Below are 26996 nucleotides of genomic sequence, written 5' to 3' on the forward strand. Positions count from 1 at the left end.
GCTCAACTCTCCCGGGTGCCCATGAGCCCGCGCGGGCGGAAAATCAGCATCACCACGAGCAGCAGGTACGGCATCACGGGCGCCACCTGGGCCACCGTGAGCTTCCAGACCGAACTCAGTGGCGTGGCGTCGCTGACGTTGAGCCCCAGGCTGCCGAACAGGCCGGCCAGCGAGGCGTCGATCGTCACCGCGAAGGTTTGCAGCACGCCAATCAGAATCGAGGCGATGAACGCCCCCACCAGCGACCCCATGCCGCCCACCACAGCCACCACGAAGACGATGGAGCCCACCGCCGCCGCCATCGACGGCTCGGTCACGAAGGCATTGCCGCCGATCACCCCCGCCAGCCCCGCCAGCGCGGCGCCGCCGCCGAAGACCATCATGAACACGCGCGGCACGTTGTGGCCGAGGGCCTCGACCATTTCCGGGTGCGTCAGCGCGGCCTGGATCACCAGCCCGATGCGGGTGCGGGTCAGCACGAGGTAGATCGCCACCAGCATGCCCAGCGAGACCAGCATCATGAACGCCCGGTAGGTGGGGAAGGACGAGGTGAACACCGTGAACAACGGCCCGTCCAGTTCCGGCGGAATCCGGTACGGCACCGCGGCCAGTCCCCAGACCAGCTTCACGCCTTCCTCGATCAGGTAGGCCAGGCCGAACGTGAATAGCAATTCGGCTACGTGGCCGAACTTGTGCACGGTGCGCAGCCCGAAGCGCTCGACCAGCGCGCCGGCCCCGGCCACCAGCAGCGGGGCCAGGATCAGCGCCGGCCAGAAGCCGATCTTGCTGGCGATGGTGTAGGCAAAGTAGGCGCCCAGCATATAGAAGCTGGCATGCGCGAAATTGAGCACGCCCATCATGCTGAAGATGAGCGTGAGCCCCGATGACAGCATGAACAGCAGCAGCCCGTAGCTGATGCCGTTCAATAGCGAAATGACGAAAAATTCCACGGCGGGTCCTTCGGTGGGACGTGTGGCGCCCAGGGCAAAAGCGTGATTGTCCGCCGATCCGGGGCAGACGGAAACCCGTCCGGCCCCGGATCGCTCAGATGCCGGTCGCGCGCCGGATCAGCCCGGGCGCTTCATCTGGCAGGACGTGGGCTGGGCGGCCACGAACTGGTCGAGCTCCGCGTTCGTCTTCCAGCCGTAGCCGGTGTTCTCGGCGTCGTACTTGACTTCCTTGCCGTCCACCTTGGTCCACGTGGCCACCACGAGCGGCTGCTGCGCCTGGTGGTCGGTGTTACGCATTTCCACGGTGCCGTTCATGCTCTCCACCTTGAGCCCCTCCAGCGCGTGGGCCACCTTCACCGGATCGGTGGAGTTGGCCTTCTTCATGGCCTGGCTCAGCATGGCGATGCCCGTGTACGACGCCATCACGTAGAAATCGTCGTTGTACTTCTTCTTGAAGCCCTCGATGATGTCCGAGCCCTTGAACCCCTTGTTGTTCGGGTTGTAATAGCCCACGTACTTGACCCGCTCGGCGCCGGCAGCGCCCATGGCCGTTGCCACGCCCGTGGTGCCGGCATAGTAGGTGTAGTAGTTCGTGGTCAGCCCGGCGTCCTTGCCGGCCTTGATCAGCAGGGCCAGGTCGCTGCCCCAGTTGCCGGTGATGACCGTGTCGGCGCCCGACGCCTTGATCTTGGCCGCATACGGCGCGAAGTCCTTGACTTGCGCCAGCGGGTGCAGATCCTCGCCCACGATCTGGATGTCCGGACGCTTGCGCTTCAGGTAGTCCTTGGCGGCGCGCGTCACCTGGTGGCCGAACGAGTAGTTCTGGTTGATCAGGTAGACCTTCTTGACGTTCTGGTCCTTGGCCAGGAACGTGGTCAGCGCCTCCATCTTCATGTCCGAGTTGGCGTCCAGCCGGAAGTGCCAGTAGTTGCACTTGCTGTTGGTCATGTCCGGGTCAACCGCCGCGTAGTTCAGGTAGACGATTTCCTTGCCCGGATTGCGCTCGTTGTGCTTGGCCACCGCGTCTTCGAGCGCCAGCCCCACCGAGGAGCCGTTGCCCTGCACGATATAGCGGATGTTCTGGTCCACGGCCTGCTTGAGGATGGTCAGGCTTTCCTGCGGCGACAGCTTGTTGTCAAACCCCACCACCTCGAACTTGTGCGCGCCGGCCCAGTTCTTCTGGTTGGCCACCTCGGCCACGTATTGCCAGCTCTTGAGCTGGTTCTGTCCCACCGGGGCCATCAGCCCCGACAGCGGATCGATGAAGGCAATCTTCACCGTCTCCGCCCCCGCCATGCCCGACACCAGCGTGGAACCCAGTGCCGCAAATACCGCCACACCAGCCACCAGCGGACGCATCTTCGTCATACCTGTCTCCTTCACTCTCGTTATCGAATGGCGATTGGAACCGCCGCGGGCGGGGTTGCCGCCTGCCTGTTGCTGCCTGTTATGGATGGGAATTGCACCCGGCCCCGGTCTACGCCGGTTGACTCAGGCGGTTGGCAGCTTGTAATCCTTGAACTGCTCGCGCAGCTTGAGCTTCTGCATCTTGCCGGTGGCCGTCAGCGGCATCTCGGTGACGAACGCCACGTCGTCCGGGATCCACCACTTGGCGACCTTGCCCTCGAAGAAGGCCAGCAGCGCTTCGCGCGTGATGTCCATGCCGGGCCGCCTGACCACCACCAGCAGCGGGCGCTCGTCCCACTTGGGGTGATAGGCGGAGATGCACGCGGCCATATGCACCGCCGGGTGGGCGGCAGCCACGTTCTCGACGTCGATGGACGAAATCCACTCGCCGCCGGACTTGATCACGTCCTTGCTGCGGTCCGTGATCTGCATGTAGCCCTCTTCGTCGATGGTCGCCACGTCCCCGGTGGGGAACCAGCCATCGACCAGCGGCGTGTTGTCGTTGCGGAAGTAGGTGGAAATCACCCACGGGCCGCGCACATACAGGTCGCCGAAGGCCTTGCCGTCCCACGGCAGCTCGGCGCCTTCGCCATCGACGATCTTCATGTCGACGCCATAGATCACCCGGCCCTGCTTCTCCAGGATCTTGTGGCGCGCGTCCTCGGGGAGGTCCTCATGGCGGGCCAGCAGCTTGCACGAGGTGCCCAGCGGCGACATCTCGGTCATGCCCCAGGCGTGGATCACCTCCACGTCCAGCGCCTCGAGCGCGCGGATCATGGCCGGCGGCGCCGCCGAACCGCCGATCACGGTGCGACGGAACGTCGAGAATTTCAGATTGTTCGCATTGACATGCTGGAGCAAACCGAGCCAGACCGTCGGCACGCCAGCGGAAAAGGTCACCTTTTCCTGCTCGAACAGTTCGTAGAGCGAGGGGCCGTCCAGCTTGGCCCCCGGCAGCACCAGCTTGGCGCCGACCAGCGGCACCGAGTACGGCAGGCCCCAGGCGTTGACGTGGAACATCGGCACGACGGGCAGGATCACGTCCCGCGCGGAGCAGCCGAGCGCATCGGGCAGCGCGGACGCATACGAGTGCAGCACCGTGGACCGGTGCGAATACAGCGCGCCCTTCGGATTGCCGGTGGTGCCCGAGGTGTAGCAGAGGCTGGAGGCCAGGTTTTCGTCGAATTCCGGCCAGGTGTAGTCGCCATCCTGCGCGTCGATCAGGTCCTCGTAGCAGAGCAGCGGCACCTTGGCGTCGGCCGGCATGTGGGCGCGGTCGGTCATCATCACCCAGCCCTTCACGTTCGGGCAGTGCGCCGCCACGCCTTCCACCAACGGCAGGAAGGTGGCGTCGAAGAACACGTAGCGGTCTTCGGCGTGATTGACGATATAGGCGATCTGTTCCGGGAACAGCCGGGGATTGATGGTGTGGCAGACGGCGCCCATGCCGGAGACGCCGTAGTAGATCTCCAGGTGGCGATAGCCGTTCCACGCCAGCGTGCCGACCCGCTCGCCCTGCTGCACGCCGAGCGCGCCAAGGGCCTGGGCCACCTTGCGGGCCCGCAGTTCGCAATCGCGGTAGGTGTAGCGGTGGAGGTCGCCCTCGGTCCGCCGCGAGACGATTTCTGTGCTGGCGTAATACCGCGCAGCGTGCTTGATGATGGAGGAAATGAGCAGCGGCGCGCTCATCATTTGACCCATCAATGCCATGGAATGTCTCCAGTCTTGTCGTGGTCGGCAGAGAAAAACGAACAACCGTGCTTATTTTTGGCGGAATGTTCCCGTGCTCCTCGCCGCATGCGCGTCCACGTCATGCACGAGATTGATGTCCGCTATCGATAAGGCATGGCGCCCCGGTGGACACCCCCTCGGCCGACAGGGGAAAACCGGTGCAAGTACAATACTGCGTGCCCTGATGCGTCTCAATATGTCGTTTTCCCCTAGCCTGCAAGCGCACTTCGGCACCCCCTATTCACCTCCGCAGATCGCAAAGCAGGACGTCGATGCCCCCTGAGTCCCCCGTACCGTTCCGCACCGCGCCCGGCTTTGCCGCGCTGGGCGAGCGCTTCTTCACGCGCCTGCAGCCCACGCCGCTGCCCTCGCCCTACCTGGTCAGCGTGGCCCCGGCTGCCGCCGCGCTGCTGGGCTGGAACCCGCAGACGATCGGCGCCGAAGCCAGCCAGCCGGACTTCCTCGACACCTTTATCGGCAACCGCGTGCCTGACTGGGCCGACCCGCTGGCCACGGTCTACTCGGGCCACCAGTTCGGCGTCTGGGCCGGGCAACTGGGCGATGGCCGTGCCATCCGCCTCGCCGAGGCCGAGCGCGACGACGGCCCGTGGGAAATCCAGCTCAAGGGGGGCGGCCTGACGCCCTACTCGCGCATGGCCGATGGCCGCGCGGTGCTGCGCTCGTCGATCCGCGAATACCTGTGCTCCGAGGCCATGTACGCGCTGGGCGTGCCGACGACGCGGGCGCTGGCCATCGTCGGTTCGGACGCTCCGGTGCGCCGCGAGACCATCGAGACCGCCGCCGTGGTCACGCGCCTGGCGCCGAGCTTTATCCGCTTCGGCCATTTCGAACACTTCGCCGCGCGCGAGGACCATGCCGCGCTGCGCGAGCTGGCCGATTTCGTCATCGACCGCTTCTACCCCGCCTGCCGCGACGCCGGCGGCAACCCCTACCAGGCGCTGCTGCGCGAGGTCTCGCTGCGCACTGCGGACATGGTGGCGCACTGGCAGGCCGTCGGCTTCTGCCACGGGGTGATGAATACCGACAATATGTCGATCCTGGGCCTGACCATCGACTACGGTCCGTTCGGCTTCCTGGACGCCTTCGACGCCAACCATATTTGCAACCATTCCGACCAGCAGGGCCGCTACGCCTACAGCCAGCAGCCCCAGGTGGCGTTCTGGAACCTGCATTGCCTGGCGCAGGCGCTGCTCCCGCTCTGGCGCGAGACCGATGCGGCCGATGCAGCCGATCCCGAGGCCGCCAAGGAAGCAGCGAAGGAAGCTGCAGTGGCCGCCGCGCGCGAGGCGCTCGACCCGTTCCGCGACCGCTACGCCGCCGCCTTCTTCCGCCACTATCGCGCCAAGCTGGGCCTGCGCCCGCTGGGCGGGCAGGAAAACGAGGACGAGGCGCTGCTGACCAACCTGTTCCGGGTACTGCACGCCAACCGCGTGGACTACACCTTGTTCTGGCGCAACCTCGCCCGCATCTCGGGGAAGGATGCGAACGCCGACGCCCCGGTGCGCGACCTGTTCCTGGACCGCGCCGCCTGGGACGCCTGGGCGGCCGAATACCGCGCCCGGCTGCAGGCCGAGCAGTCCGACGACGCTACGCGCGCCGCCGGCATGCTCGCCGTGAACCCGAAGTACATCCTGCGCAACCACCTCGCAGAAACCGCGATCCGCGCCGCGCGCGACAAGGATTTCTCCGAGGTAGACCGGCTGCTGGCCGTGCTGTCCCGGCCATTCGACGAGCAACCCGAGTCGGAAGCCTATGCCGCCCTGCCGCCGGACTGGGCGTCCGGGCTCGAAGTCAGTTGCTCGTCGTGACATCGACATAACGTGAATTTCTGAATCTGTAAGGATTGCGGCGCGAGTCCGACCAAGCAAGACTGGGGCCCCGCGCCACCGCCTAATGAGAAGGACGCAAGATGACCACCAAGAAAACCGACGCCGAATGGCGTGAGCAACTTTCCGACATCGAGTACCGCGTCGCGCGCGAAGCCGCCACCGAGCGCCCGTTCACGGGCCGCTACTGGGACCACTGGAACCAGGGCATCTACCACTGCGTGGGGTGCGGCACGCCGCTGTTCGAATCGGCCACGAAGTTCGACGCCGGCTGCGGCTGGCCCAGCTATTTCAAGCCAATCAACGGCGAGGTAATCGACGAGCACACGGACCACACCCACGGCATGACCCGCGTGGAAGTGCGCTGCAAGGAATGCGGCAGCCACCTGGGCCACGTGTTCGAGGACGGCCCGGCCCCCACCGGCCTGCGCTATTGCATCAACTCGGCTGCGCTAAAATTCGACGATCGGGATCCTTCCGATCGCGGGTGATTCATCGAGTGATGTAATCGTTGCTTCGGATGCCCGCCGCGCGCCATTCCCCAAGTACAATGGCGCGGCCGCGGGCCTCCGCGCTCGGCAAGCCCGCCAATCAACAATCGTCCGCATGAAATTTCTTTTCGACCTGTTTCCGGTCATCCTGTTCTTCATCGCCTTCAAGCTGTTCGGCATCTATCCGGCCACGGCCGTCGCGATGATTGCCACGGTGCTCCAGATTGCCTGGGTGCGCATCCGCCATGGCAAGGTGGAGCCGATGCAATGGGTCAGCCTGCTGATCATTGGCGTGTTTGGCGGTGCAACGATCCTGTTGCACAACGAGACCTTCATCAAGTGGAAGCCGACGGTGCTCTACTGGCTGTTCGCGGTGACGCTGGTGGGCTCTGTCATCGGCTGGCGCAAGAACCTGGTGCGGGCCATGATGGAAAAGCAGGTCACCCTGCCGGACGCGATGTGGGCCCGCCTGAATGCCGCCTGGGCGGGCTTCTTCGCCGCCATGGGCCTGCTGAACCTCTACGTGGCATACACGTTCTCCACGGATACCTGGGTCAACTTCAAGCTGTTCGGCAGCATGGGGCTGATGCTGGTGTTCATCGTGCTGCAGAGCATCTGGATGTCGCGCCATATCCAGGAAACCCCGTCCGAGTAAGCCGGACGCCACGCTACAAGGAACCCGGATGGCTGCAGACCCCGCCACCATCGAGACGCTGCTGCGTGCGGCCCTCGACCCCTCCCGCCTGACCGTGCGCGACGACAGCGCGGCCCATGCCGGCCATGCCGGCGCGGCCTCGGGCGGAGGCCATTACGATGTGCTGATCGTCAGCGAGTTGTTTGCGGGCCACTCGCGGGTTGCCCGCCATCGCATGGTGTATGATGCGCTGCGCGCCCTATTCCCGGCGCAGATTCATGCGCTGGCCGTCAGCGCCTACACCGACCAAGAATATCAATCCCGCGAAGCTTCACGCGACGCTACCCGCAACTCTCAGACCTGATTCCATGAAGACCACCGTCCTCTCGTTCAGCCTGGCGGCTGTGCTTGCTGCTGGCAGCCTGCCCGCAATCGCCCAGAACGCCGCCGTTGTGAATGGCAAGCCCATCCCCTCGGCCAAGCTGGACAAGCTGATCGCCGGCACCGGCCAGCCCGCCAGCCCCGAGCTGCGCGACCGGGCCCGCACCATGCTGATCGACCGGGAACTGCTGCTGCAGGAAGCCAACAAGCGCGGCATCACCCAGCGCGACGACGTGCAGGAGCAACTCGAGCAGGCCAAGCTCAACGTGCTGGCCGGCGCGGTGTTCGAGGACTACGTGCGCACCAACGGCGCCAACGACGACGAACTGCGCAAGCAGTACGACAAGATCAAGGCGCAGTTCGGCAACGGCAAGGAATACCACGCCCGCCACATCCTGGTGGAGAAGGAAGCCGACGCCAAGGCGATCATCGCCAAGATCAAGGGCGGCGCCAAGTTCGAGGACGTGGCCAAGGCTTCGTCGAAGGACACCGGCTCGGCTGTCAACGGCGGCGACCTGGACTGGGCCAACAGCACCAGCTACGTGCCCGAGTTCTCGGCCGCGATGACCGGCCTGAAGAAGGGCCAGATGACCGAAACGCCGGTCAAGACCCAGTTTGGCTGGCACATCATCGAACTGGTGGACACGCGCGACGCCAAGATCCCGTCGTTCGAGGAAGTGAAGCCGCAGCTGCAACAGATGCTGATGGGCGACCAGGCCTGGCAGCGCGAGCAGTTCCAGGCGATGATGAAGTCGATCAAGGAAAAGGCCAAGATCCAGTAAGGATCCCGGCGTTTCCCGATACCGAAACCGGCGCCCAGGCGCCGGTTTTTGTTTTCCGGGCGCGCTGGCGCACACTTTGGGGAGATTTCGACATTCCCCCGGCACAGTGCGCTCGGTAAGATGTTTCCCACGGGCCGCCGGGCTGTTCCGGACCGGCATCCGGCATCCTGGGAGCGCATCGCAAGCATGGGCGTGACAAGCGGCTACTGGCACCTGTGGCACCTCTACTCGCGCGGCATCGTCTATTGCGCGCTGGGCATGCCCCATATCGATTGCACGGGCATGCGCTGGCGCCATCTCCACCCCCACCTGCCCGAGCGCGACCGCTACGCACAGACCAAGCTGCTCCAGGCCACGATCGCCTATATGGAGATGCACGGCGAGCTGCCCGTGCCGCCCGACGCCGACCGCATGCGCCTGCTGTACTCGCGCTACCTGCCCTGGAGCGCCCGGCTCCAGGCAGACACGACGCCCATCGACCCCACCTTGAACCCCGCGAGGGCCTGACCTCGCTTCCCCCCGACCTCGGCCTCAAGTATCCCTGGCGTCACCCCTGACCCGACGATTTCTCGGCCAGGCTGGTGCATCGGTATCGGCATGGGCATTGCTTTGGTCCGAAGTCCACTTCGGCCACAACGCCTGATCCTGTCACCGAGAGTCGTCATGAAGCTCAAGATCATCAATCCCAATACCACCCAGAGCATGACCGACAAGATCGGCCAGTGCGCCCGCGCGGTGGCCATGCCCGACACGCAGATCGTGGCCGTCAGCCCGCGCATGGGGCCGGCTTCGATCGAAAGCCACTACGACGAGGCGCTCAGCGTGCCGGGGATCCTCGAGGAAATCCTGTTGGGGGAAAAGGAACACGTGGACGGCTACGTGATCGCCTGTTTCGGCGATCCGGGCCTCTACGCGGCGCGCGAGGTGGCGCGGGGCCCCGTGATCGGCATCGCCGAGGCCGCCATGCATGCGGCCAGCATGATCGGCACAAGCTTCAGCGTGGTCACCACGCTGGCCCGCACCTGCAATATCGCCTGGCATTTGGCCGAGCGCTACGGCATGAAGCGGTTCTGCCGCAACGTGCGCGCCAGCGACCTGCCCGTGCTGGAACTGGAGCGGCCGGGCTCGGATGCGCGCCACATCATCACTGAAGCCTGCCGCGAGGCGCTGGCCGAGGACCAGAGCGACTGCATCGTCCTGGGCTGCGCGGGCATGACCGACCTGTGCGACGAGATCTCCGACGCGATTGGCGCGCCGGTCATCGACGGCGTGTCCTGCGCCGTCAAGATGGCCGAGGCGCTTGTCTCGCTGCGGCTCTCCACCAGCAAGCGCGGAGACTGGGCACGGCCGCTGCCGAAGACCTACACCGGCCTGCTGGCCCGGTATGCGCTGAGCTGAGCGCACTGCATTGAGGCATGACTGAACCGGCTACGCCCGTCTTTGGCCCCCGATTGCCGCGCACCGGCCGCGCCGGTTTGATCTGGCGCAAAGCCAGCGAAAGGTCGAAATCTGGATCTACATCGTATTTGGGAGCACGGCTGTACTGTGGTGCGGCGGACTAGCCTACTCCGTGCTTGCGCATGGCAAATGAGCAAAAGAAAAGCCCGCTTGCGCGGGCTTTTCTGGGGCTTCAGGCCGTCTAGCGCCTTGCAGCGATCAACCGACCCACTTCCGGGCGTTGCGGAACATGCGCATCCACGGGCTGCCGCCGTCTGCGGCCTGCTTCCAGGCGTCCGGGGCCCAGCTCATGGTTGCTGCACGGAACACGCGCTCCGGGTGGGGCATCAGGGCCGTGAAGCGGCCGTCCACGGTCGTGACCGAGGTGATGCCGTCCGGCGAGCCGTTCGGGTTCAGCGGATAGGCCTGCGTCACCGCGCCCTTGTTGTCGACGAAGCGCAGCGCCACCTTGGCGGCTTGGATATCACCCTGCTGCGAGAAGTCGGCAAACCCTTCGCCGTGTGCCACGACGATCGGAATGCGGCTGCCTTCCATGCCGGCGAAGAAGATCGACGAGGACTGCTCGACCTGCACGGTCACGAAGCGCGCTTCGTATTGTTCCGACTGGTTACGCGTGAACTTCGGCCAGGCATTGGCGCCCGGGATGATCGGGGCGAGGTTGCTCAGCATCTGGCAACCGTTGCAAACGCCGAGCGCGAAGGTGTCCTGGCGGTTGAAGAAGGCCGCGAACTGCTCGGCCATCTGCGCGTTGAACAGGATGGTCTTGGCCCAGCCTTCGCCGGCACCCAGCACGTCGCCATAGCTGAAGCCGCCGCACGCCACGAAGCCCTTGAAGTCGGCCAGGCTTGCCCGGCCGGCGATCAGGTCACTCATATGGACGTCGTGCGTATCGAAACCGGCGCGGTCCATGCTGTACGCCATTTCGAGGTGCGAGTTGACGCCCTGCTCACGCAGGATGGCCACGCGCGGACGGCTGCCGGTGGCGATGAACGGCGCGGCGATGTCCTCGGCCGGGTCGAACGTCAGCACCGGGCTGATGCCAGGGTCCGTATCGTCCTGGAGCAGCTGGTACTCGCTGTCCGCGCAGGCCGGGTTGTCGCGCAGGCGCGCGATGCGCCAGCTGACTTCCGACCAGTTGCGCTGGAGTTCGGCACGGGCAGCGCCGAACACCTTCTTGGCGTCGCGGTACACCTCGAGCTGATCGGTCGCATTCGGCTTGCCGATCACGTGGCTGCAGGCCGACAGGCCGGCTTCGCGGAGCACGCCGAACACCGCGTCGCGCTCGTCGAGTCGCACCTGGATCACGGCGCCCAGTTCCTCGGAGAACAGCGCGCGCAGCGTCTGCTCGTTGCGGCGCTCCGCCACCTGCTGGGCCCAGTTCTTGGCATCGCCATAGTCCTGTTCCTGCGTCGGGTCGAGCGCGAGCATGTCCACGTTCAGGGACACGCCGCAGTGACCCGCGAACGCCATTTCCGCCACGGCAGCCATGAAGCCACCGTCCGAGCGGTCGTGGTAGGCCAGCAGCTTGCCTTCACGGTTCAGGCGCTGGATCACGTTGAAGAAGTTCTTCAGGTCGTCGGCGTTGTCGACGTCCGGCGCGCGGTCGCCCACCTGCTGCGTCACCTGCGCCAGGATGCTGCCGCCCATGCGGTTCTTGCCGCGGCCCAGGTCGATGGCGATCAGTACGCTGTCACCCTGGTCCGTGCGAAGCTGCGGCGTCAGGGTATTGTCGACGTCATCCACGGCGGCAAACGCCGAGATGATCAGCGACACGGGCGCCACGACTTCCTTGTCGCCGTCGGCGTCCTGCCACTTGGTGCGCATGGACAGCGAATCCTTGCCGACCGGAATGCTGATGCCCAGCGCCGGGCACAGTTCCATGCCAACGGCATGCACGGTGTCGTACAGCTTGGCATCCTCGCCCGCCACGCCGCAGGCGGCCATCCAGTTGGCCGACAGCTTCACCTTGCCGAGGTCCTTGACCGGTGCGGCCGCCAGGTTCGTCAGCGCCTCGCCAATCGCCATGCGGCCGGAGGCCGGTGCGTCGATCACGGCCAGCGGCGTGCGCTCGCCCATGGTCATCGCCTCGCCAGCGCGGCCCTTGTAGTCGAGCGTGGTCACGGCCACATCCGCCACCGGCACCTGCCACGGGCCGACCATCTGGTCGCGCGCGTTCATGCCGCCCACGGTACGGTCACCGATGGTGATCAGGAACGACTTGCTGGCCACGGTGGGGTGGCGCAGCACGTCGCGCACCGCCTGCTCCAGCGCGATGCCGGTCACGTCCACCGGCGGCAGTTCCTTGGTCACGCGGGTCACGTCGCGGTGCATGCGCGGCGGCTTGCCCAGCAGCACGTCCATCGGCATGTCTACCGTGAAGTGCTCCTTGAGCGCGGCGTCCACGTGGGCGTCCACCAGTTGCAGCTGCTGCTCCTCGGTGGCCACGCCGACGACGGCAAACGGGGCGCGCTCACGCTCGCACATGGCCTGGAAGCGCGGGAAGCTGTCCGGCGCAATCGCCATGACATAGCGCTCCTGCGATTCATTGCACCAGATTTCCGCCGGCGACAGGCCCGACTCCTCCAGGTGCACCTGACGCAGGTCGAAGCGCGCGCCACGGCCAGCGCCGTCCACGAGTTCCGGGAAGGCGTTCGAGATACCGCCCGCGCCCACATCGTGGATCGACAGGATCGGGTTGTCGTCGCCAAGCTGCCAGCAGGCGTTGATGACTTCCTGCGCGCGGCGTTCCATCTCGGGGTTGCCACGCTGCACCGAGTCGAAATCGAGGTCGGCCGTGTTGGTACCGGTGGCCATCGAGCTGGCGGCGCCGCCGCCCATGCCGATGCGCATGCCCGGGCCGCCGAGCTGAATCAGCAGCGTGCCGGCCGGCAGCGGGTCCTTGTGGGTATGGCCCGCGTCGATATTGCCGATGCCGCCGGCAATCATGATCGGCTTGTGATAGCCGCGCACCGTGCCGGCCACGTTCTGCTCGTAGACGCGGAAGTAGCCGCCCAGGTTGGCGCGGCCGAATTCGTTGTTGAACGCGGCGCCGCCGAGCGGGCCCTCGATCATGATCTGGAGCGGCGAGGCGATGCGGTCCGGCTTGCCGGTCACGCCGGCCTTGTCGTCCGGATTGCGATGGGCCACCGGCTGGGCGGCATCGCGGGCGTTTTCCCAGGCCTCGATGGCGTCCGGCAGCATCAGGTTCGACACCGTGAAGCCGGTCAGGCCCGCCTTGGGCTTGGCGCCCCGGCCCGTGGCACCCTCGTCGCGGATTTCACCGCCGGCGCCGGTGGAGGCACCCGGGAACGGCGAGATCGCGGTCGGGTGGTTATGGGTTTCCACCTTCATCAGCGTGTGGGTCAGCGCCTCGTGGCGCCCGTACTGCTGGTCCGCACCGCGCGGGAACCAGCGTTCGGCCACATCGCCTTCCATCACGGCGGAGTTGTCCGAATACGCGACGATCGAGCCCTGCGGGTTCAGTTGGTGCGTATTACGGATCATCGCGAACAGCGACTTGTCCTGGCTCACGCCGTCGATCGTCCACGTGGCGTTGAAGATCTTGTGGCGGCAGTGCTCGCTGTTGGCCTGCGCGAACATCATCAGTTCCACGTCGGTCGGGTTGCGGCCGAGCTTGGCGTAGGCGTCGAGCAGATAGTCGATCTCGTCCTCGGACAGCGCGAGACCCATCGCCGTGTTGGCCTCCTCCAGCGCGGCGCGGCCGGTGGCGATGTCCACGAAGCGCAGCGGCTTGGCCGGCAGTTCCTGGAACAGCCCGGCGGCGTCCTCGCGCGAGGCGATCACGGTTTCGGTCATGCGGTCGAACAGGTGCGCGGCCACGGCGGCACGCACGTCGGCGTCCAGCGTCTTGCGGCCACGCAGCAGGCCCTTCTTGCAGATCACGGTGATCTCCACGCCACGCTCGATGCGGTGCACGTGGGACAGCCCGCAGTTATGCGCGATGTCCGTGGCCTTGCTGGCCCATGGCGAGATCGTGCCGAAACGCGGAATCACCACGAAGCGGTCGCCCTCGGTCTGGGCCGTGAACGGCGTGCCGTAGGTCAACAGCGCGGCAATGCGCGACTGGTCTTCGGCGGAAAGCGGGGTGTCGGTATCGACGAAATGCAGAAACTGGCCATGTACCGATTCAATATCGGCATCGATCTGTTTGAGCGTGGCAAGCAGGCGTTGCTGGCGGAAGGCGGAAAGCGCCAAAGCGCCGGGGAAGCACGAGAAATGCGCCATGATCGTAGCGGTCGGGAGGCGTAGGGAGGTCGGGGCTGGCGGCCGCCGGCACCGCTGAGTGGGGAACCGGCTGGCGGGAAACCGCTATTGTACCTTGCCGGAGCCCGCTTTTTGCATTGCGCAATGGGACGGAGGCGGACATGGACGTCCAAATTGGCTGCGACACCGGCAAGTGCAGCGGACGCACCATTTTAGTGCATCATGAATCACTTGATTGATAGCCGATGCTTAGAGCGACGTCGCCGAGCGTGCCGCCTGCTCGTACAAGCCCGTCAACACCCGCAAAAGGCGCGCAAGTTCGCCAATCTCGATGTTTTCCTCGCTACCTTCGGTGAAGTTGCTGGTCAGGCACTGCTCGCGGATCTCGCGATAGCGGGCGCAGGCCTCGGCGCCGGCCTGCGTGGTGGCGTAGGTGGCCTCTTTGCCCACCCGCTCGCCGGCGACCAGCCCCAGGCCTGCCAGCTTCTTCAGCGCGTAGGTGACAAGGTGGGTGTCTTCCACATTCAGCACGAAGCAGATATCGGCCAGCCGCTTGGCCCGGCCCCGGTGATTGACGTGGTGAAGGACCAGCACGTCCAGGAAGGTCAGGTCGCGCACGCCAGCCGCGCCCATGCAGCGCACCACCCAGCGGCTGTAGGCGTTGTAGGCCGTGTTCAGGCCGAACTCGAACTCGGACAATTCCGGGCTCCGCACCGAGACGAGGTGCGACGATGAGACGATGTTGACGCCGGCGGCGCGGCCCAGCGTGGCGGGAGGCCGGACGGCGGCCGATGGCGCGTCGTCGGACGCGCTGGCCTGGACTGGCTTGCGTGCCATGAAGCAGGTCTCCCTTCGAAGATGAATAAAATTCGTCGAATCACGACAGATTGTTGACGAATTATCGAGGTGAAGTCGGCCTGAGTCAAAAATCCGGCTCAGAACCAGGCGCGAACGCCGGCCACGAAGCGGGTCTCGCCATTGCGGCCGCCTGACGTGCGGACCATGTCGGCGGTATTGCCAAACGACTGGTAGCGCTCCACGCCGATATAGGGTGCGAACTGCCGGCTGATCTCGTAGCGCAGCCGGATGCCGACCGTCCCGCTCGACAGCCCGCTGCCGACGCCCGTCTCCGGATCGTTCTTCCCGTACAGATTGGCCTCGATACGCGGCTGGAGGATCCACCGCTGCGTCAGCAGCAGCTCATATTCCGCCGCCAGGCGCAGCGCGGTGCGCCCTTCTGTGCCGACATAGGCCGTCGCGTCCAGCTCGAACCAGTACGGCGCCAGCCCCTGGATGCCCATCGCCAGCCAGTTCCGGGCCGGCCGGCCATGGCCGACATCGTTCCGGAAGCCGAGTTGGGTGTCCCAGTACGAGCCCACCGCGTGGCCCCAGAGCAATTCCGTGCGCGCATCGTGTACCCTGCCCTGCGCGGCCTCCCCTTCGGCCTTGATCACGAGCCGATTGTAGGTACCGCCGAACCACGCTTGGGCCTCGTAGGCGGCGGCATTGCTGCCGTTGCCGTGCGCCCATTCGAGTCGATCAATCAGCACCGAGCCGAAGGGGTGCTCATCCATCATGTGCAAGGACCGATGGCCGCCCAGTGCGTACTGGCCGACGCCCAGCTGGTAACCATCCGAATACGCGTGCGGGTCGCGCGCATCGGCGGGCGCGCTGCCACCCTGCATCGCATCGTGCTGGGCCAGCGCAGCGCTCGTGCCCAGCCCGGAAAACAGCGCCGCGACAATCATTCTTTTCCGAAATTGCAGCGTCATCATGCCACCACCACTTCGCGGAACATGCCGGCGTCCATATGCATCATCAGGTGGCAATGCCAGGCCCAGCGGCCGAGCGCGTCGGCGGTGACGAGGAAGCTGATGCGCTGCGCGGGCTGAACCGGGATGGTGTGCCGCCGCGCCTGGAAGGAGCCGTCCGGCGCCTCAAGCTCGCTCCACAGGCCGTGCAGGTGCATCGGGTGGGTCATCATCGTGTCGTTGTGCAGGATCACGCGCAGCCGCTCGCCGTGGCGGAAGCGCACCGGCGTCGATTTGCCGAACTCGACCCCATCGAATGACCACGTGTAGCGTTCCATATTGCCGGTCAGGTGCAGTTCGACTTCACGCCCCGGGCCGCGCGGGTCCATCGGGCCGCCGATCGTATACATGTCCGAGAGGGTCAGCACGCGCCGCCCGTTGTTGCGCAGGCCAATGCCGGGGTCGTCGAGGTTGGTGCGGGCCATGTCGACGCGCATGTCGGTGCTCGGGCCGTATTCGGTGCGCGCGTGGCGCGCCTTGGTGCTGGGCACCCGGAGCCGGTCCGGCGCGGCCATGCCGTGCTGGCTGTGATCCATGGCGCCGTGGTCCATGTGCCCCATCGCAGCGTGATCCATCGCGCCGTGATCCATCGCCCCATGGTCCATCGCTCCATGGTCCATGCTGCCCATCATGTCGACCGGGGTGAGCCACTCGGGCTGGTCCAGCGGCGGCACGGGCGCCTCGATCCCATCCCGCACGGCCAGCGTGCCGCGCGCGTAGCCGCTCCGGTCCATCGACTGGGCGAAGACCGTGTGGGCGTCGTCGGTCGGCGTCACCAGCACGTCGCAGGTCTCGCCGGGGCCGAATCGGAATTCGTCCACGGAAACCGGGTCGATGCCCTGCCCGTCCACCTGGACCACCTTGAGCTTCAGCCCCGGAATCCGCACGTCGTAGAACGTATTGCCGGCGCCGTTGATAAAGCGCAGCCGCACCATCTCGCCAGCGCGGAACAGGCCGGTCCAGTTGCCGGCCGGCGTGACGCCGTTCATCAGGTAGGTCAGCGTGGCGCCCGAGAGATCGGCCAGATCCGTCGGATTCATCCGCATCTGGTTCCACATCTTGCGCTTCTCCAGCGCGGCGCCCAGGCCGTCCTGCGACACATCGCGGAAGAAGTCGCCCACCGTGGGCCGGTTGTAGTTGTAGTAGTCGCTCTGGGTCTTGAGCTTGGACAGGATGCGCATCGGGTCTTCTTCCGTCCAGTCGGACAGCAGCACCGAATAGTCGCGATCCGCGCGTATCGTGTCGTCATCGTCATCGCCATCGATCACGATCGCGCCGTACACGCCGGTCATCTCCTGGAAGCCGGAATGCGAGTGGTACCAGTAGCTGCCGCTCTGCGCCACCTTGAAGCGGTAGGTGAACGTCTCGCCGGGCGCGATGCCCGGGAAGCTGATCCCGGGCACGCCGTCCATCTGGTACGGCAGCAGGATGCCGTGCCAATGGAGCGACGTGGGCTCGTTCAGCCGATTGGTCACGCGGATCGTCACCGTATCGCCCTTGCGCCAGCGCAGCGTGGGGCCGGGCAGCATGCCGTTGATGGTCGGGGCGATGGTTTTCCGGCCGGTGAAGTCCACCACCGCGTCCTGGATGACGAGATCGAACTCGGTGCCGCGCAGCACCGGCGCGGTGCCGCTGCCGGCGCGGGCCGGGCCGGTGGACGCCTGCGCCCATGCCGGCACGGCGCCAACCGCCCCCAGCACGCCGCCTGCCGCCAGGCCCTGAACGAATCGACGCCTTGTCAGGCCGCGCGGCGATGGCAGCAACAGCCCCGCCGGAGATATGGGTCGCATGCAATGAATCCTTGGTGTCTCTTATATAGGCGCAGCCAGCTTAGTGACTTCGCAGTAACCGACAAATGACCCGAACATTACATTCCGGTAATCTTCTTGTCATGTTGAGGGAGCGACATACACTGTTGCCTCGCACGGATGGGAGTGGGCATGAAGCTGCTGGTGGTGGAAGACGAGCCGAAAACCGGGGAATACCTGAGGCAGGGCCTGACCGAGGCCGGCTTCGTCGTGGATCTGGCCGTCAACGGCCAGGACGGCGGGCACCTGGCGATGACCGAGGCCTACGACCTGCTGATCCTCGACGTGATGCTGCCCGGCATGGACGGCTGGCGCGTCCTCCAGACCCTGCGCGGCGCCGGCAACCCCGTGCCCGTGTTGTTCCTGACCGCCCGCGACAGCGTGGCCGACCGGGTCAAGGGGCTGGAACTGGGCGCCGACGACTACCTCGTCAAACCCTTTGCCTTTTCCGAGTTGCTGGCCCGGGTCCGGACCCTGCTCCGGCGCGGCACCGCCATCGTGCAGCTGGACCGCATCGAGATCGGCGACCTTGTGCTCGACCTCGCCCGCCGCCGGGCCACGCGCGCCGGCCGCCGCATCGTGCTGACCGGCAAGGAATTCGCCCTGCTGGAACTGCTGGCCCGCCGGCGCGGCGAGGTGCTGCCGCGCTCGCTGATCGCCTCGCAGGTCTGGGACATGAATTTCGACAGCGACAGCAACGTGATCGACGTGGCCATCCGCCGGCTGCGCGCCAAGATCGACGATGACTTCGAACCCAAGCTGATCCAGACCGTGCGCGGCATGGGCTACGTGCTCGAGGTGCCGGAGGACGAGGCGTGAGGCGCCGATACTCGCTCACCACGCGGCTGACAGTGCTGTTCTCGCTGTCGTCGGCGGTGGTGCTGCTCGGGCTGGCCGGGCTGATCCTCTCGGCCATGGACAGCCATTTCGCCGATGAGGACTACGCGCTGCTGCGGGATAACCTCCGCGTCATCGAAAAATCGCTGGCGGCGGGCGCTTCGCCCCAAGCACTTCATGCGGGCCATGCCGGCGACCCCTACGCGCACCACGCCGGCGTGCTGATCCACCTCCGCGAGCCCGATGGCCGCACCCGCTACGCCACCCCGGATTTTGACTTCTCAGCAGCGCTGGCCGCCCGGCCGGTCCACGAAGAAGGCGAAGATCGCCTCGCCTGGCAGCAGGCCGGCAAGCGCTACCGGGGCCTGCGCGCGGCGGTGCCGGCGGGCGATGCCGCCCAGCCCATCGGCGTGATCCTGGCGATGGACACCGACATCCACGAGCATTTCCTGCGCGCGTTCCGCCGCTCGCTGGTGCTCTACGTGGCGCTGGCGGTGCTGGCGAGCGGCCTGTTCGGCTGGTGGGCGGCGCGGCGCGGACTGTCGCCGCTGCGTGCGATGGCCTCGCGCGCCAAGGCCGTGACCGGCGACAAGCTCGACCAGCGCATGCCCGTGGAGGCCGTGCCGGTCGAGATGGCCGCCCTGGCCGCCGACCTGAACGCGATGCTGGCGCGCCTGCAGGACGACTTCCGCCGGCTGTCCGAATTCTCGTCGGACCTCGCCCACGAACTGCGTACGCCGCTGACCAATCTGATGACGCAGACCCAGGTGGCGCTCTCGCAGCCGCGCGACGCGGCCCGCTACCGCGACGTGCTGGTCTCGAACGTCGAAGAGCTGCAGCGCCTGTCGCGCATGGTCTCCGACATGCTCTACCTCGCCAAGATGGAGCATGGGCTCGACCTCCCCCACAAGGAGTCGATCTCGATCAGCACCGAGGTGCTGGCCCTGTTCGAGTTCTACGAGGCGCTGGCCGAGGACAAGGGCATCGCCCTGCGGCTTGTGGGCGATGCGCGCATCGACGGCGACCGCCTGATGCTGCGGCGCGCGCTCAGCAACCTGCTGTCGAACGCGCTGCGCTACACCCCCGAGCGCGGCAGCGTCACGGTCACGGTCACCGTCACCCGGCAGGCGGGCGAGGTGGAAGTCGCCGTGGAGAACGACGGCCCCGGCATCGCGCCGGACCTGCTGCCCTCTTTGTTCGATCGCTTCTTCCGGGGCGACAAGTCGCGCGCCCGGCCGGAGTCCGAGACGGTGGGCCTGGGGCTGTCGATCACCCGCGCCATCGTCGCCGCGCACGGCGGCAGCATCTCGGTGCGCTCCGCGCCCGGCACCACCCGTTTCGCGATGCAATTCCCCCCGCCCGCCCGCGAGCCGGCCGCGTCCTGACCCGCGCGGCGCGCCCGCCACATCCAGACGAACCCTATCTGTCGGCGCCGGGCGCTTCTTGCTACCCTGTGGATTCCCGAAGCCATGCCCGGTGCGCAGCCACTGGGCACGGCCCTTGCATTCGAAGCCATCGTGCAATGCTCACCGCGCGGCGACCGGGCCAGAAGCCGCGCGCGTGATCGCGGCGTACGTCATGTCTCAGACAATCGAACCCTGTATTGCCTGATATCTGACGCGCGCCCGGTAGTTCCAACCCGCGCAGTCGGGCAGGCGCCCACGCGCAACACCAGGAGAGATCGAGATGCGAGTCAAGGCAATGGCAGTTGCGGCGGCAGCCCTGCTGCTTGGCAGCACGGCAGCATGGGCGGACACCAAGTGGGACCTGCCCACCGGCTATCCGGCCACCAACCTGCACACCGAGAACCTGCAGCAGATGGCCAACGACGTGGAAAAGGCCACCGGCGGCAAGCTCAAGATCCTGCTCCATCCCAATGGCTCGCTGCTCAAGGCCAACGAAATCAAGCGCGGCGTGCAGACCGGCCAGGTGCAGATGGGCGAGATCCTGATGTCCACGCTGGCCAACGAGAACCCGGTCTTCGGCGTGGATGCCGTGCCATTCCTGGCCACCAGCTACGCCGATGCCTTCCAGCTCTGGCAAGCCTCCAAGCCGGTGACCGAGAAGGTGCTGGACCGCCAGGGCATGAAGCTGCTCTACGCCGTGGCCTGGCCGCCGCAGGGCATCTACGCGAACAAGCCGATCAACAGCGCCGCCGACATGAAGGGCCTGAAATGGCGCGCCTATAACCCGGCCACGTCGAAGATCGCCGAACTGGTCAGCGCCCAGCCCGTGACGATCCAGGCGGCCGACCTCGCCCAGGCGCTGGCCACCGGCACGGTCAACTCGTTCATGTCCTCCGGCGCCACCGGCGTGGACACCAAGGTCTGGGAATCGGTCAAGTACTTCTACACCGTGGACGCCTGGCTGCCCAAGAACATGCTGGTGGTCAGCAAGAAGGCCTTCGCCGCGCTGGACAAGCCCACGCAGGACGCCCTGCTCAAGGCCGTGGCCGATGCCGAGAAGCGCGGCTGGCAGGTTTCCGAGCAGAAGACGCGCGACTACCTGGCCACGCTGGCGAAGAACGGCATGACCGTGGCACCGCCCTCGCCCCAGCTGAAGAGCGATATGCAGAAGGTTGGCCAGGTCATGGTCGACGAATGGGCCAAGAGCGCCGGCGACGACGGCAAGGCCATCCTCGGCGCCTACAAGAAGTAACCCCCATGACCACTCCGTTGCCTGACAAGCGCTGGCTGGATCGCTGGCTGGACTTCTGCGCCGTGCTGGGCGCGCTCTGCATCCTTGCGGTGTGCATCGTCATGATCGCCATGTCGATCTCGCGCGAGACCACCATCACGCTCAAGGGCGGCGACGACATCGTCGCCTGGCTCTGCGCCGCCTCGGCCTTCCTCGTCCTCGGACAGACCTTCCAGCACGGCGGCATCGTGCGCGTGGAGATGCTGCTCGAGGCCGTGGGGCCGCGCCGCCGCTGGATGCTGGAGCTGCTCTCGCTCTCCATCTGCCTGCTGTTCGCCGGCTACGCGTCCTGGGCGCTGGGCACCTTCGCCTGGCAGAGCTGGGATATTGGCGATGTGTCGCAGGGGCAGATCGTGATTCCGCTCTGGATTCCGCAGAGCTTCGCCGTGATCGGCGCGGTGGGCTTCCTGCTCGCCGTGGCCGACGAATGGCTGCGCGTGGTGCGGCGCCTGAAGCCGCGCTACCAGCTGGCGCAGGAGGCCAAGCTGGCGTCGGGCGACTTCGGGGAGACGATCTGATGAGTACCGTTGTCGTCGCATTGATCCTGCTGGTCGTGCTGGTGGTCTTCCTGGCGGTGGGGACGTGGATTCCGGTGGCCATCGCGGTCACCTCGTGGGTGGGGCTGGTGGTGTTCTCGGACCACGATGCGCTGGTCAACCTCGCCAACGCGTGGTGGTCGTCGAGCGCCTCCTACACGCTGGCCTCGCTGCCGCTGTTCGTGTGGATGGGCGAGATCCTGTTCCGGACCAAGCTGTCCGAGCAGATGTTCTCGGGGCTCTCGCCCTGGCTCAACTGGCTGCCGGGCCGGCTGATGCACGTGAACATCCTGGGCTGCGGCATCTTCGGGTCGGTGTCGGGCTCGTCAGCGGCCACCTGCGCGACCATCGCCAAGTCGGCGCTGCCCGAGTTGACCCGGCGCGGCTACGACGAGCGCATGACGCTCGGCTCGCTCGCCACGGCCGGCACGCTGGGCATCCTGATTCCGCCGTCGATCACCATGGTGGTGTACGCGGTATCTGCCGATGTGTCGATCATCCGCGTGTTCCTGGCCGGCTTCCTGCCCGGGCTGCTGCTGATGGTGCTGTTTTCGGGCTACATCGTGGTCTGGGCGCTGATGAACCCGAAGCGCGTGCCGCCCGCCGAGACCTTCGGCTGGCGCTCGCGGCTGGCTTCCATCCGCCAGTTGATGCCGTGCATCGTGCTGATCGCGTTCATCACCTGGATCATGATGGCCGGCTACTCCACCGCCACCGAGGCCGCGGCCTATGGTGTGGTGGCGTCGCTGGCGCTGGCCTGGATGGGCGGGTCGCTCACGCGCCGCGCGTTCTGGGACAGCCTGATGTCGGCCACGCGGCTCACGGCGATGATCATGTTCGTGCTGGGCGCCACCTCGTTCCTCTCGGTGACCATGAGCTTCACGGGCATTCCGCGCGCGCTGGCGGAGTGGGTGGCGGCGCTGCACCTGTCCCCGTGGGCACTGATCGGCGTGCTGACGATCATCTACATCGTCCTCGGCACCGCCCTGGACGGCATCTCGATGATCGCCCTGACCACTGCCACGGTGCTGCCGATGGTGCAGCAGGCCGGCTTCGATCTGGTATGGTTCGGCATCTTCATCGTACTGCTGGTGGAGATTGCCGAGGTCACGCCGCCGGTCGGGTTCAACCTGTTCGTGCTACAGAGCATGACCGGCAAGGACAGTAACTACATCGCCCGGGTATCGCTGCCATTCTTCATGATGATGGTGCTCGCCATCGCCATCGTGACGGTCTGGCCGGCCGTGGTCACGTGGCTGCCGGACGTGGTGATGGCGAAGGAGCTGAAGTAGCGGCGGCGCCATCGAGGGTTCATCGACACAGGGACAAACCGCCAAGATGCATGTGATTGTGATCGGTGCCGGCGTGATCGGCGTGTGCTCCGCCTGGTACCTGCGCCAGGCCGGTTTCTCCGTGACGGTGCTCGAGCGGCGCGGCGCGCCGGCGCAGGAGGCCAGCTTCGGCAATGCCGGCGTCATCGCGCCGGGCTACGTCACGCCGTGGGCCGCGCCGGGCATGCCGGGCAAGGTCCTGCGGACGCTGTTCCAGCGCGAATCCCCCGTTGTCTTCCGGCCCAGCGCCGATCCGGCCATGTGGCGCTGGATCGGCCGCTGGCTGCGCGAGTGCCAGCCGCAGCGCTACCGCGCCAACAAGCTGCGCATGCAGCGCCTGGCGTTCTACAGCCGCGACTGCCTGCATGGGCTGCGCGAGGCGCTGGAGATCGAGTACGAGCAGTCGCGCGGCTATCTGCAACTGTTCCGCACCCAGCGGGACCTCGACCTCGCCGCGCCGGCGCTGGCCGTGCTGCGCGAGAACCGCGTGCCCCATCAGTTGGTCGATGCCGCCGGCTGCCGGCGGATCGAACCCGGCCTGGCTGCCGACACGGCACTGGCGGGCGGCCTCCATCTTCCCGAAGATGAATCGGGCAACTGCCCGATGTTCGTGCGACGGCTGCACCAGCACGCCGAAGCGGCGGGTGTGCAATTCCGACTCGATACCGATGTGGCCCGGCTGCGCCCCACTGACAGTGGCGGCCTGACAGTCGAACTGGCCGCTCCGCGCGGCGCCACGCCCGAGACCCTGCAGGCGGACCGCGTGCTGGTGGCCGCCGGCGTCGGCAGTGCCGCGCTGCTGCGCCCCCTGGGGCTGCGCGTGCAGCTCTATCCGGTGAAGGGCTATTCGGCCACGGTCATGGTGCGCGACGAGCTACAGGCGCCGCTCGCCGCCCTGATGGACGAGTCGTACAAGGTGGCCATCACGCGCATGGGCAACCGGCTGCGCGTGGCGGGCACGGCCGAACTCGGCTCGCGCCGGCTGGACCCGCGCCCGGCTGCGCTCGACACGCTGATCAAGGTGGCGCGCGACTGGTTTCCGGTGGCGGGCCACTACAACGAGGCCACGCTGTGGGCCGGCGCCCGGCCGATGCTGCCGGACGGCCCGCCGCTAATCGGCGCCACGCGCGTGCCCGGCCTGTTCCTGAACCTCGGCCATGGCTCCACGGGCTGGGCGATGGGCTGCGGATCGGGCAAAATCGCGGCGGACCAGATTGCCGCCAGCGCGGGACAAGGCGACGGACCGGCCATCGACATGGACGGCCTCACCCCTGCGCGCTACGGCCTGGCCTCCGCTTGATACTGGCCTGATGCCGACCATGACCGCCTCGCCCTCCCCGTCTTCCCCACTGCCCGACTGGCTGCCGCTCGACCCCACCGGCACCGACGCCACGCCGCTTCATGACGTGGCCACGATCCGCGAGATCGAGCATGCGGCGCTGGCGGCACTGCCCGCCTTCACGCTGATGACGCGCGCCGGCCACGCCGCCGCCGACTGGCTGGCGCGGCACGTGCCGGATGGCCGCATCGTCCTTCTGGCTGGCGCCGGCAACAATGGCGGCGATGCGCTGGTCGCGGCCACGCGGCTGCACCAGTCGGGGCGGCAGGTCGAAGTCTGGCTGACTGCCGAGACCGACCGGCTGCCGCCCGATGCCTCGCGGGCCTGGACCGAGGCCCGCACAGCCGGCGTGCCGCTGCTGGCCGTGCCGGCCGACCCGTCCAACACCACCGCTGCCCTGCCGCCCTGGCCGGCGGGCTGCACTGCCCTGGTCGACGGCCTGCTCGGCATCGGCCTGAACCGCCCGGCGGACGGCAACGTGGCGCGCTGGATCGATCATGTGAACGCCGCCGGACTGCCGGTGTACGCGCTGGACATTCCAAGCGGGCTGTTCGCCGATACCGGCGCGGGCCGACCGGCCATCCGCGCGCGCCGCACGCTGACCTTCATCGCCGCCAAGCCGGGCTTGCTCACGCTGGACGGCCGCGACTGCGCAGGCGAGATCGACATCGCCCCGCTCGGCCTGCCCTATCCGCCGGCGCAGGCCGCCATCGCCCATGTGAACCTGCCGGGCGCATTCCGCGATGCGCTGCCGGGGCGCCCGCATGCGGTGAACAAGGGCACCTTTGGCTCGCTGGCGGTGCTCGGCGGCAGCCACGGCATGGCCGGGGCGCCGCTGCTGGGCGCGCGGGCGGCGCTGCATCTGGGCGCGGGGCGCGTGCATGTGGGCTTCCTCGCCCAGCCGGCGCCGTTGATGGACCCGGTCCACCCCGAACTGATGCTGCACGATGTGGCCGACATGGCCGTCGAGACCATGTCCGCGCTGGTCATCGGGCCGGGCATGGGTACCGGCGGCGCGGCGGGCAAGCTGCTGGGGCAATGGATCGACACCTGCGCCAAGGCCAGCCCACCCCCGCCGCTCGTGCTCGACGCCGATGCGCTGAACCTGCTGTCTGGCGACAAGACCCTGGCCGATGCGTTGCGCGCCAGCGGCGTGCCGCACGTGATGACGCCGCATCCGCTGGAAGCAGCGCGGCTGCTCGGCTGCACCGTGGCCGAGATCCAGCGTGACCGCCTTGGCGCCGCGCGCGCGCTGGCCGCCGCATGGCAGGCCACGATCGTGCTGAAGGGCTCCGGCACGCTCATCGCGGCGGCTGGCGTGGACAGCATCGCCATCAATCCGACCGGCAACGCCGCGCTGGCCACGGCCGGCACGGGCGATGTGCTGGCCGGCATGATCGGCGCGCTGCTGGCGCAAGGCATGGCGCCGAAGGACGCCGCCTGCGCGGCGGTCTGGATCCATGGGTGCGCCGCCGACCGGTTGGTCGCCAGCGGCACCGGCCCGGCGGGCATGACTGCCAGCGAACTCTACCTGCCCGCCCGCGACATCCTCAATGCGCTGATCCAGGGCCGGACGGCATGACCCAGGCCGCCAGTCTCACCACGGGCGACGATCCGCGCCGTCGCCTGCTGACCGGCATCGCGCTGCTGGTGCTCGGCCAATGGATCCTGAGCCTGCTCGACGCCACCGGCAAGACGCTGACCCAGCAGGGCCTGCCCGTGGTCGCGGTGGCCTGGGTGCGCTATCTCGGCCATGTCGTGGCCATCTTCCTGTTGCTGGGGCCGACGCGCTGGCGGCTGCAGTATCGGCCCTCGCGGCCACGCCTCCAGTGGCTGCGCGGCGTGCTGATGCTGGCATCGACGCTGGTGTTCTTCAGCGTGCTGCGCCTGATGCCGCTGGCGCAGGCCACCGCCCTCAACTTCTGCGCGCCGCTGTTCGTGGTGGCGCTATCGCCGTGGCTGCTCGGTGAGCGCCCGGGGGCGCACGCGCGCTGGACGCGCTGGATCGGCGTCGCCATCGGCTTCGCCGGCATGCTGGTGGTGGTGCGGCCCGGCGGCGAGCTGAGCGCGCTCGGCGTGGGGCTGGGGTTGCTGTCCGCGATGTTGTTCGCGCTGCTGCAAATGCTGACGCGCCACATCGCCGCCCATGACGCGCCGATGACCACGCTGATCCAGAGCGGCGTGACCGGCGCGGTGCTGACCACGCTCATCGTGCCATTCTTCTGGTTCGAGGCCATGCCCACGCCGGCGCAGGCCGCGCTGCTGCTGTCCGCCGGCATCACCGGGTCACTCGGGCATTACTTCGTGATCCGCGCGTTCCAGTACGCCGATGCCTCGTTCCTGAGCCCCTTCCTGTACCTGCAGATCTTCTCGGCCACGGTGGTCGGGTACTTCGCATTCGGGCAGTTGCCGGACTGGACCACCGCGCTCGGCATCGCCGTGATCTGCGCGGGCGGCGTCTGCGTGGCCGGCGGCGAGCCGTTGCTGCGCCGTGTGGCGGGCCGGCTCGCGGCACGCGCCCGTCCCCGCACTTGAGGGGCAGCAGGGGAACGCACCACGTCGGACAATGTCCGATAAAACACGGACGCCATGGCTGCTAAGGTAGCGTGTGCGTCCGCCCATCCGCCCTTGGTGACGCAATCGGAACAAAAGACGGGAAAGATCCGTCCGTTACCGCGCATGTACCGCCAAATTCCGGCGATATACTACCGCTGCCCGCCACGCCGGGCGTT

The 26996-nt window shown here is 67.1% G+C and carries 22 protein-coding genes; 15 read left to right on the plus strand and 7 right to left on the minus strand.

Features of this window, described 5'->3' with window-relative positions; genetic code table 11:
* Nucleotides 1-2 precede the first annotated feature (2 nt).
* The 3 genes from AC1DP9_RS03920 to AC1DP9_RS03930 all read right to left on the minus strand — a co-directional run bounded on the left by AC1DP9_RS03920 (nt 3) and on the right by AC1DP9_RS03930 (nt 4067).
* Nucleotides 3-950, minus strand: a complete 948-nt coding sequence (locus tag AC1DP9_RS03920; protein ID WP_092293131.1) for a branched-chain amino acid ABC transporter permease — start codon at nt 948-950, stop codon at nt 3-5.
* Nucleotides 951-1067: 117 nt separating this feature from the next.
* Nucleotides 1068-2318, minus strand: a complete 1251-nt coding sequence (locus tag AC1DP9_RS03925; RefSeq protein WP_092293129.1) for a branched-chain amino acid ABC transporter substrate-binding protein — start codon at nt 2316-2318, stop codon at nt 1068-1070.
* A 123-nt stretch (nt 2319-2441) separates the two neighbouring features.
* Entirely contained in the window at nt 2442-4067 is a 1626-nt protein-coding gene (locus AC1DP9_RS03930; RefSeq protein ID WP_477106674.1) for a 3-(methylthio)propionyl-CoA ligase, read from the minus strand.
* Nucleotides 4068-4360: 293 nt separating this feature from the next.
* Here AC1DP9_RS03930 and AC1DP9_RS03935 point away from each other — a divergent pair, with 293 nt between their 5' ends.
* The 7 genes from AC1DP9_RS03935 to AC1DP9_RS03965 all read left to right on the plus strand — a co-directional run bounded on the left by AC1DP9_RS03935 (nt 4361) and on the right by AC1DP9_RS03965 (nt 9621).
* Nucleotides 4361-5917: a protein adenylyltransferase SelO gene (locus AC1DP9_RS03935; protein ID WP_477106675.1), complete on the plus strand. Its 1557-nt coding sequence runs from the start codon at nt 4361-4363 to the stop codon at nt 5915-5917.
* Between the two features lie 101 nt (nt 5918-6018).
* On the plus strand, nt 6019-6426 hold the full coding sequence (gene msrB, locus AC1DP9_RS03940) for a peptide-methionine (R)-S-oxide reductase MsrB (RefSeq protein WP_092293123.1): 408 nt from the start codon (nt 6019-6021) through the stop codon (nt 6424-6426).
* A 115-nt stretch (nt 6427-6541) separates the two neighbouring features.
* The gene (locus AC1DP9_RS03945; protein ID WP_477106676.1) at nt 6542-7081 is read left to right on the plus strand and encodes a septation protein A; all 540 of its coding nucleotides are present in this window, start codon (nt 6542-6544) and stop codon (nt 7079-7081) included.
* Nucleotides 7082-7109: 28 nt separating this feature from the next.
* Nucleotides 7110-7424 (plus strand): BolA family protein, encoded by a 315-nt coding sequence (locus AC1DP9_RS03950; RefSeq protein ID WP_092293119.1) that lies wholly within the window; start codon nt 7110-7112, stop codon nt 7422-7424.
* A gap of 4 nt (nt 7425-7428) precedes the next feature.
* Nucleotides 7429-8223: a peptidylprolyl isomerase gene (locus AC1DP9_RS03955; protein WP_092293117.1), complete on the plus strand. Its 795-nt coding sequence runs from the start codon at nt 7429-7431 to the stop codon at nt 8221-8223.
* Nucleotides 8224-8409: 186 nt separating this feature from the next.
* On the plus strand, nt 8410-8730 hold the full coding sequence (locus AC1DP9_RS03960; protein ID WP_477106677.1) for a hypothetical protein: 321 nt from the start codon (nt 8410-8412) through the stop codon (nt 8728-8730).
* Between the two features lie 156 nt (nt 8731-8886).
* Nucleotides 8887-9621 carry an aspartate/glutamate racemase family protein gene (locus AC1DP9_RS03965; RefSeq protein ID WP_477106678.1) on the plus strand — a complete coding sequence of 245 codons (735 nt, stop codon included), beginning with the start codon at nt 8887-8889 and terminating at the stop codon, nt 9619-9621.
* A gap of 258 nt (nt 9622-9879) precedes the next feature.
* Here the strand turns inward: AC1DP9_RS03965 and purL are convergent, their stop codons facing one another.
* The 4 genes from purL to AC1DP9_RS03985 all read right to left on the minus strand — a co-directional run bounded on the left by purL (nt 9880) and on the right by AC1DP9_RS03985 (nt 17506).
* Complete coding sequence (purL, locus tag AC1DP9_RS03970; protein ID WP_477106679.1) at nt 9880-13926, minus strand: phosphoribosylformylglycinamidine synthase; 4047 nt, start codon at nt 13924-13926, stop codon at nt 9880-9882.
* A 228-nt stretch (nt 13927-14154) separates the two neighbouring features.
* Nucleotides 14155-14742, minus strand: a complete 588-nt coding sequence (locus AC1DP9_RS03975) for a winged helix DNA-binding protein (protein ID WP_092293110.1) — start codon at nt 14740-14742, stop codon at nt 14155-14157.
* A 98-nt stretch (nt 14743-14840) separates the two neighbouring features.
* Complete coding sequence (locus tag AC1DP9_RS03980) at nt 14841-15677, minus strand: copper resistance protein B (protein WP_477106911.1); 837 nt, start codon at nt 15675-15677, stop codon at nt 14841-14843.
* A complete protein-coding gene (locus tag AC1DP9_RS03985; RefSeq protein ID WP_477106680.1) occupies nt 15677-17506 on the minus strand; it encodes a copper resistance system multicopper oxidase in 1830 nt (609 codons plus the stop codon). The genes AC1DP9_RS03980 and AC1DP9_RS03985 overlap by 1 nt, the downstream gene beginning before the upstream one ends.
* Nucleotides 17507-17656: 150 nt before the next feature.
* Here AC1DP9_RS03985 and AC1DP9_RS03990 point away from each other — a divergent pair, with 150 nt between their 5' ends.
* The 8 genes from AC1DP9_RS03990 (at nt 17657) to AC1DP9_RS04025 (ending at nt 26799) form a co-directional block, all read left to right on the plus strand.
* Nucleotides 17657-18343 carry a heavy metal response regulator transcription factor gene (locus AC1DP9_RS03990; RefSeq protein ID WP_092293104.1) on the plus strand — a complete coding sequence of 229 codons (687 nt, stop codon included), beginning with the start codon at nt 17657-17659 and terminating at the stop codon, nt 18341-18343.
* On the plus strand, nt 18340-19746 hold the full coding sequence (locus AC1DP9_RS03995; protein WP_477106681.1) for a heavy metal sensor histidine kinase: 1407 nt from the start codon (nt 18340-18342) through the stop codon (nt 19744-19746). Before AC1DP9_RS03990 ends, AC1DP9_RS03995 begins: the two co-directional genes overlap by 4 nt.
* A 301-nt stretch (nt 19747-20047) precedes the next feature.
* Nucleotides 20048-21019: a TRAP transporter substrate-binding protein gene (locus tag AC1DP9_RS04000; RefSeq protein WP_092293100.1), complete on the plus strand. Its 972-nt coding sequence runs from the start codon at nt 20048-20050 to the stop codon at nt 21017-21019.
* A gap of 5 nt (nt 21020-21024) precedes the next feature.
* A complete protein-coding gene (locus AC1DP9_RS04005) occupies nt 21025-21576 on the plus strand; it encodes a TRAP transporter small permease subunit (protein WP_092293098.1) in 552 nt (183 codons plus the stop codon).
* A complete protein-coding gene (locus AC1DP9_RS04010) occupies nt 21576-22886 on the plus strand; it encodes a TRAP transporter large permease (protein ID WP_441591054.1) in 1311 nt (436 codons plus the stop codon). The genes AC1DP9_RS04005 and AC1DP9_RS04010 overlap by 1 nt, the downstream gene beginning before the upstream one ends.
* A gap of 46 nt (nt 22887-22932) precedes the next feature.
* The gene (locus tag AC1DP9_RS04015; protein WP_477106682.1) at nt 22933-24225 is read left to right on the plus strand and encodes a D-amino acid dehydrogenase; all 1293 of its coding nucleotides are present in this window, start codon (nt 22933-22935) and stop codon (nt 24223-24225) included.
* Nucleotides 24226-24244: 19 nt separating this feature from the next.
* Entirely contained in the window at nt 24245-25846 is a 1602-nt protein-coding gene (locus AC1DP9_RS04020; protein ID WP_477106912.1) for an NAD(P)H-hydrate dehydratase, read from the plus strand.
* Nucleotides 25843-26799, plus strand: a complete 957-nt coding sequence (locus AC1DP9_RS04025) for a DMT family transporter (protein ID WP_477106683.1) — start codon at nt 25843-25845, stop codon at nt 26797-26799. The genes AC1DP9_RS04020 and AC1DP9_RS04025 overlap by 4 nt, the downstream gene beginning before the upstream one ends.
* Nucleotides 26800-26996 lie beyond the last annotated feature (197 nt).

Source organism: Cupriavidus sp. 01L43 (assembly GCF_056399925.1).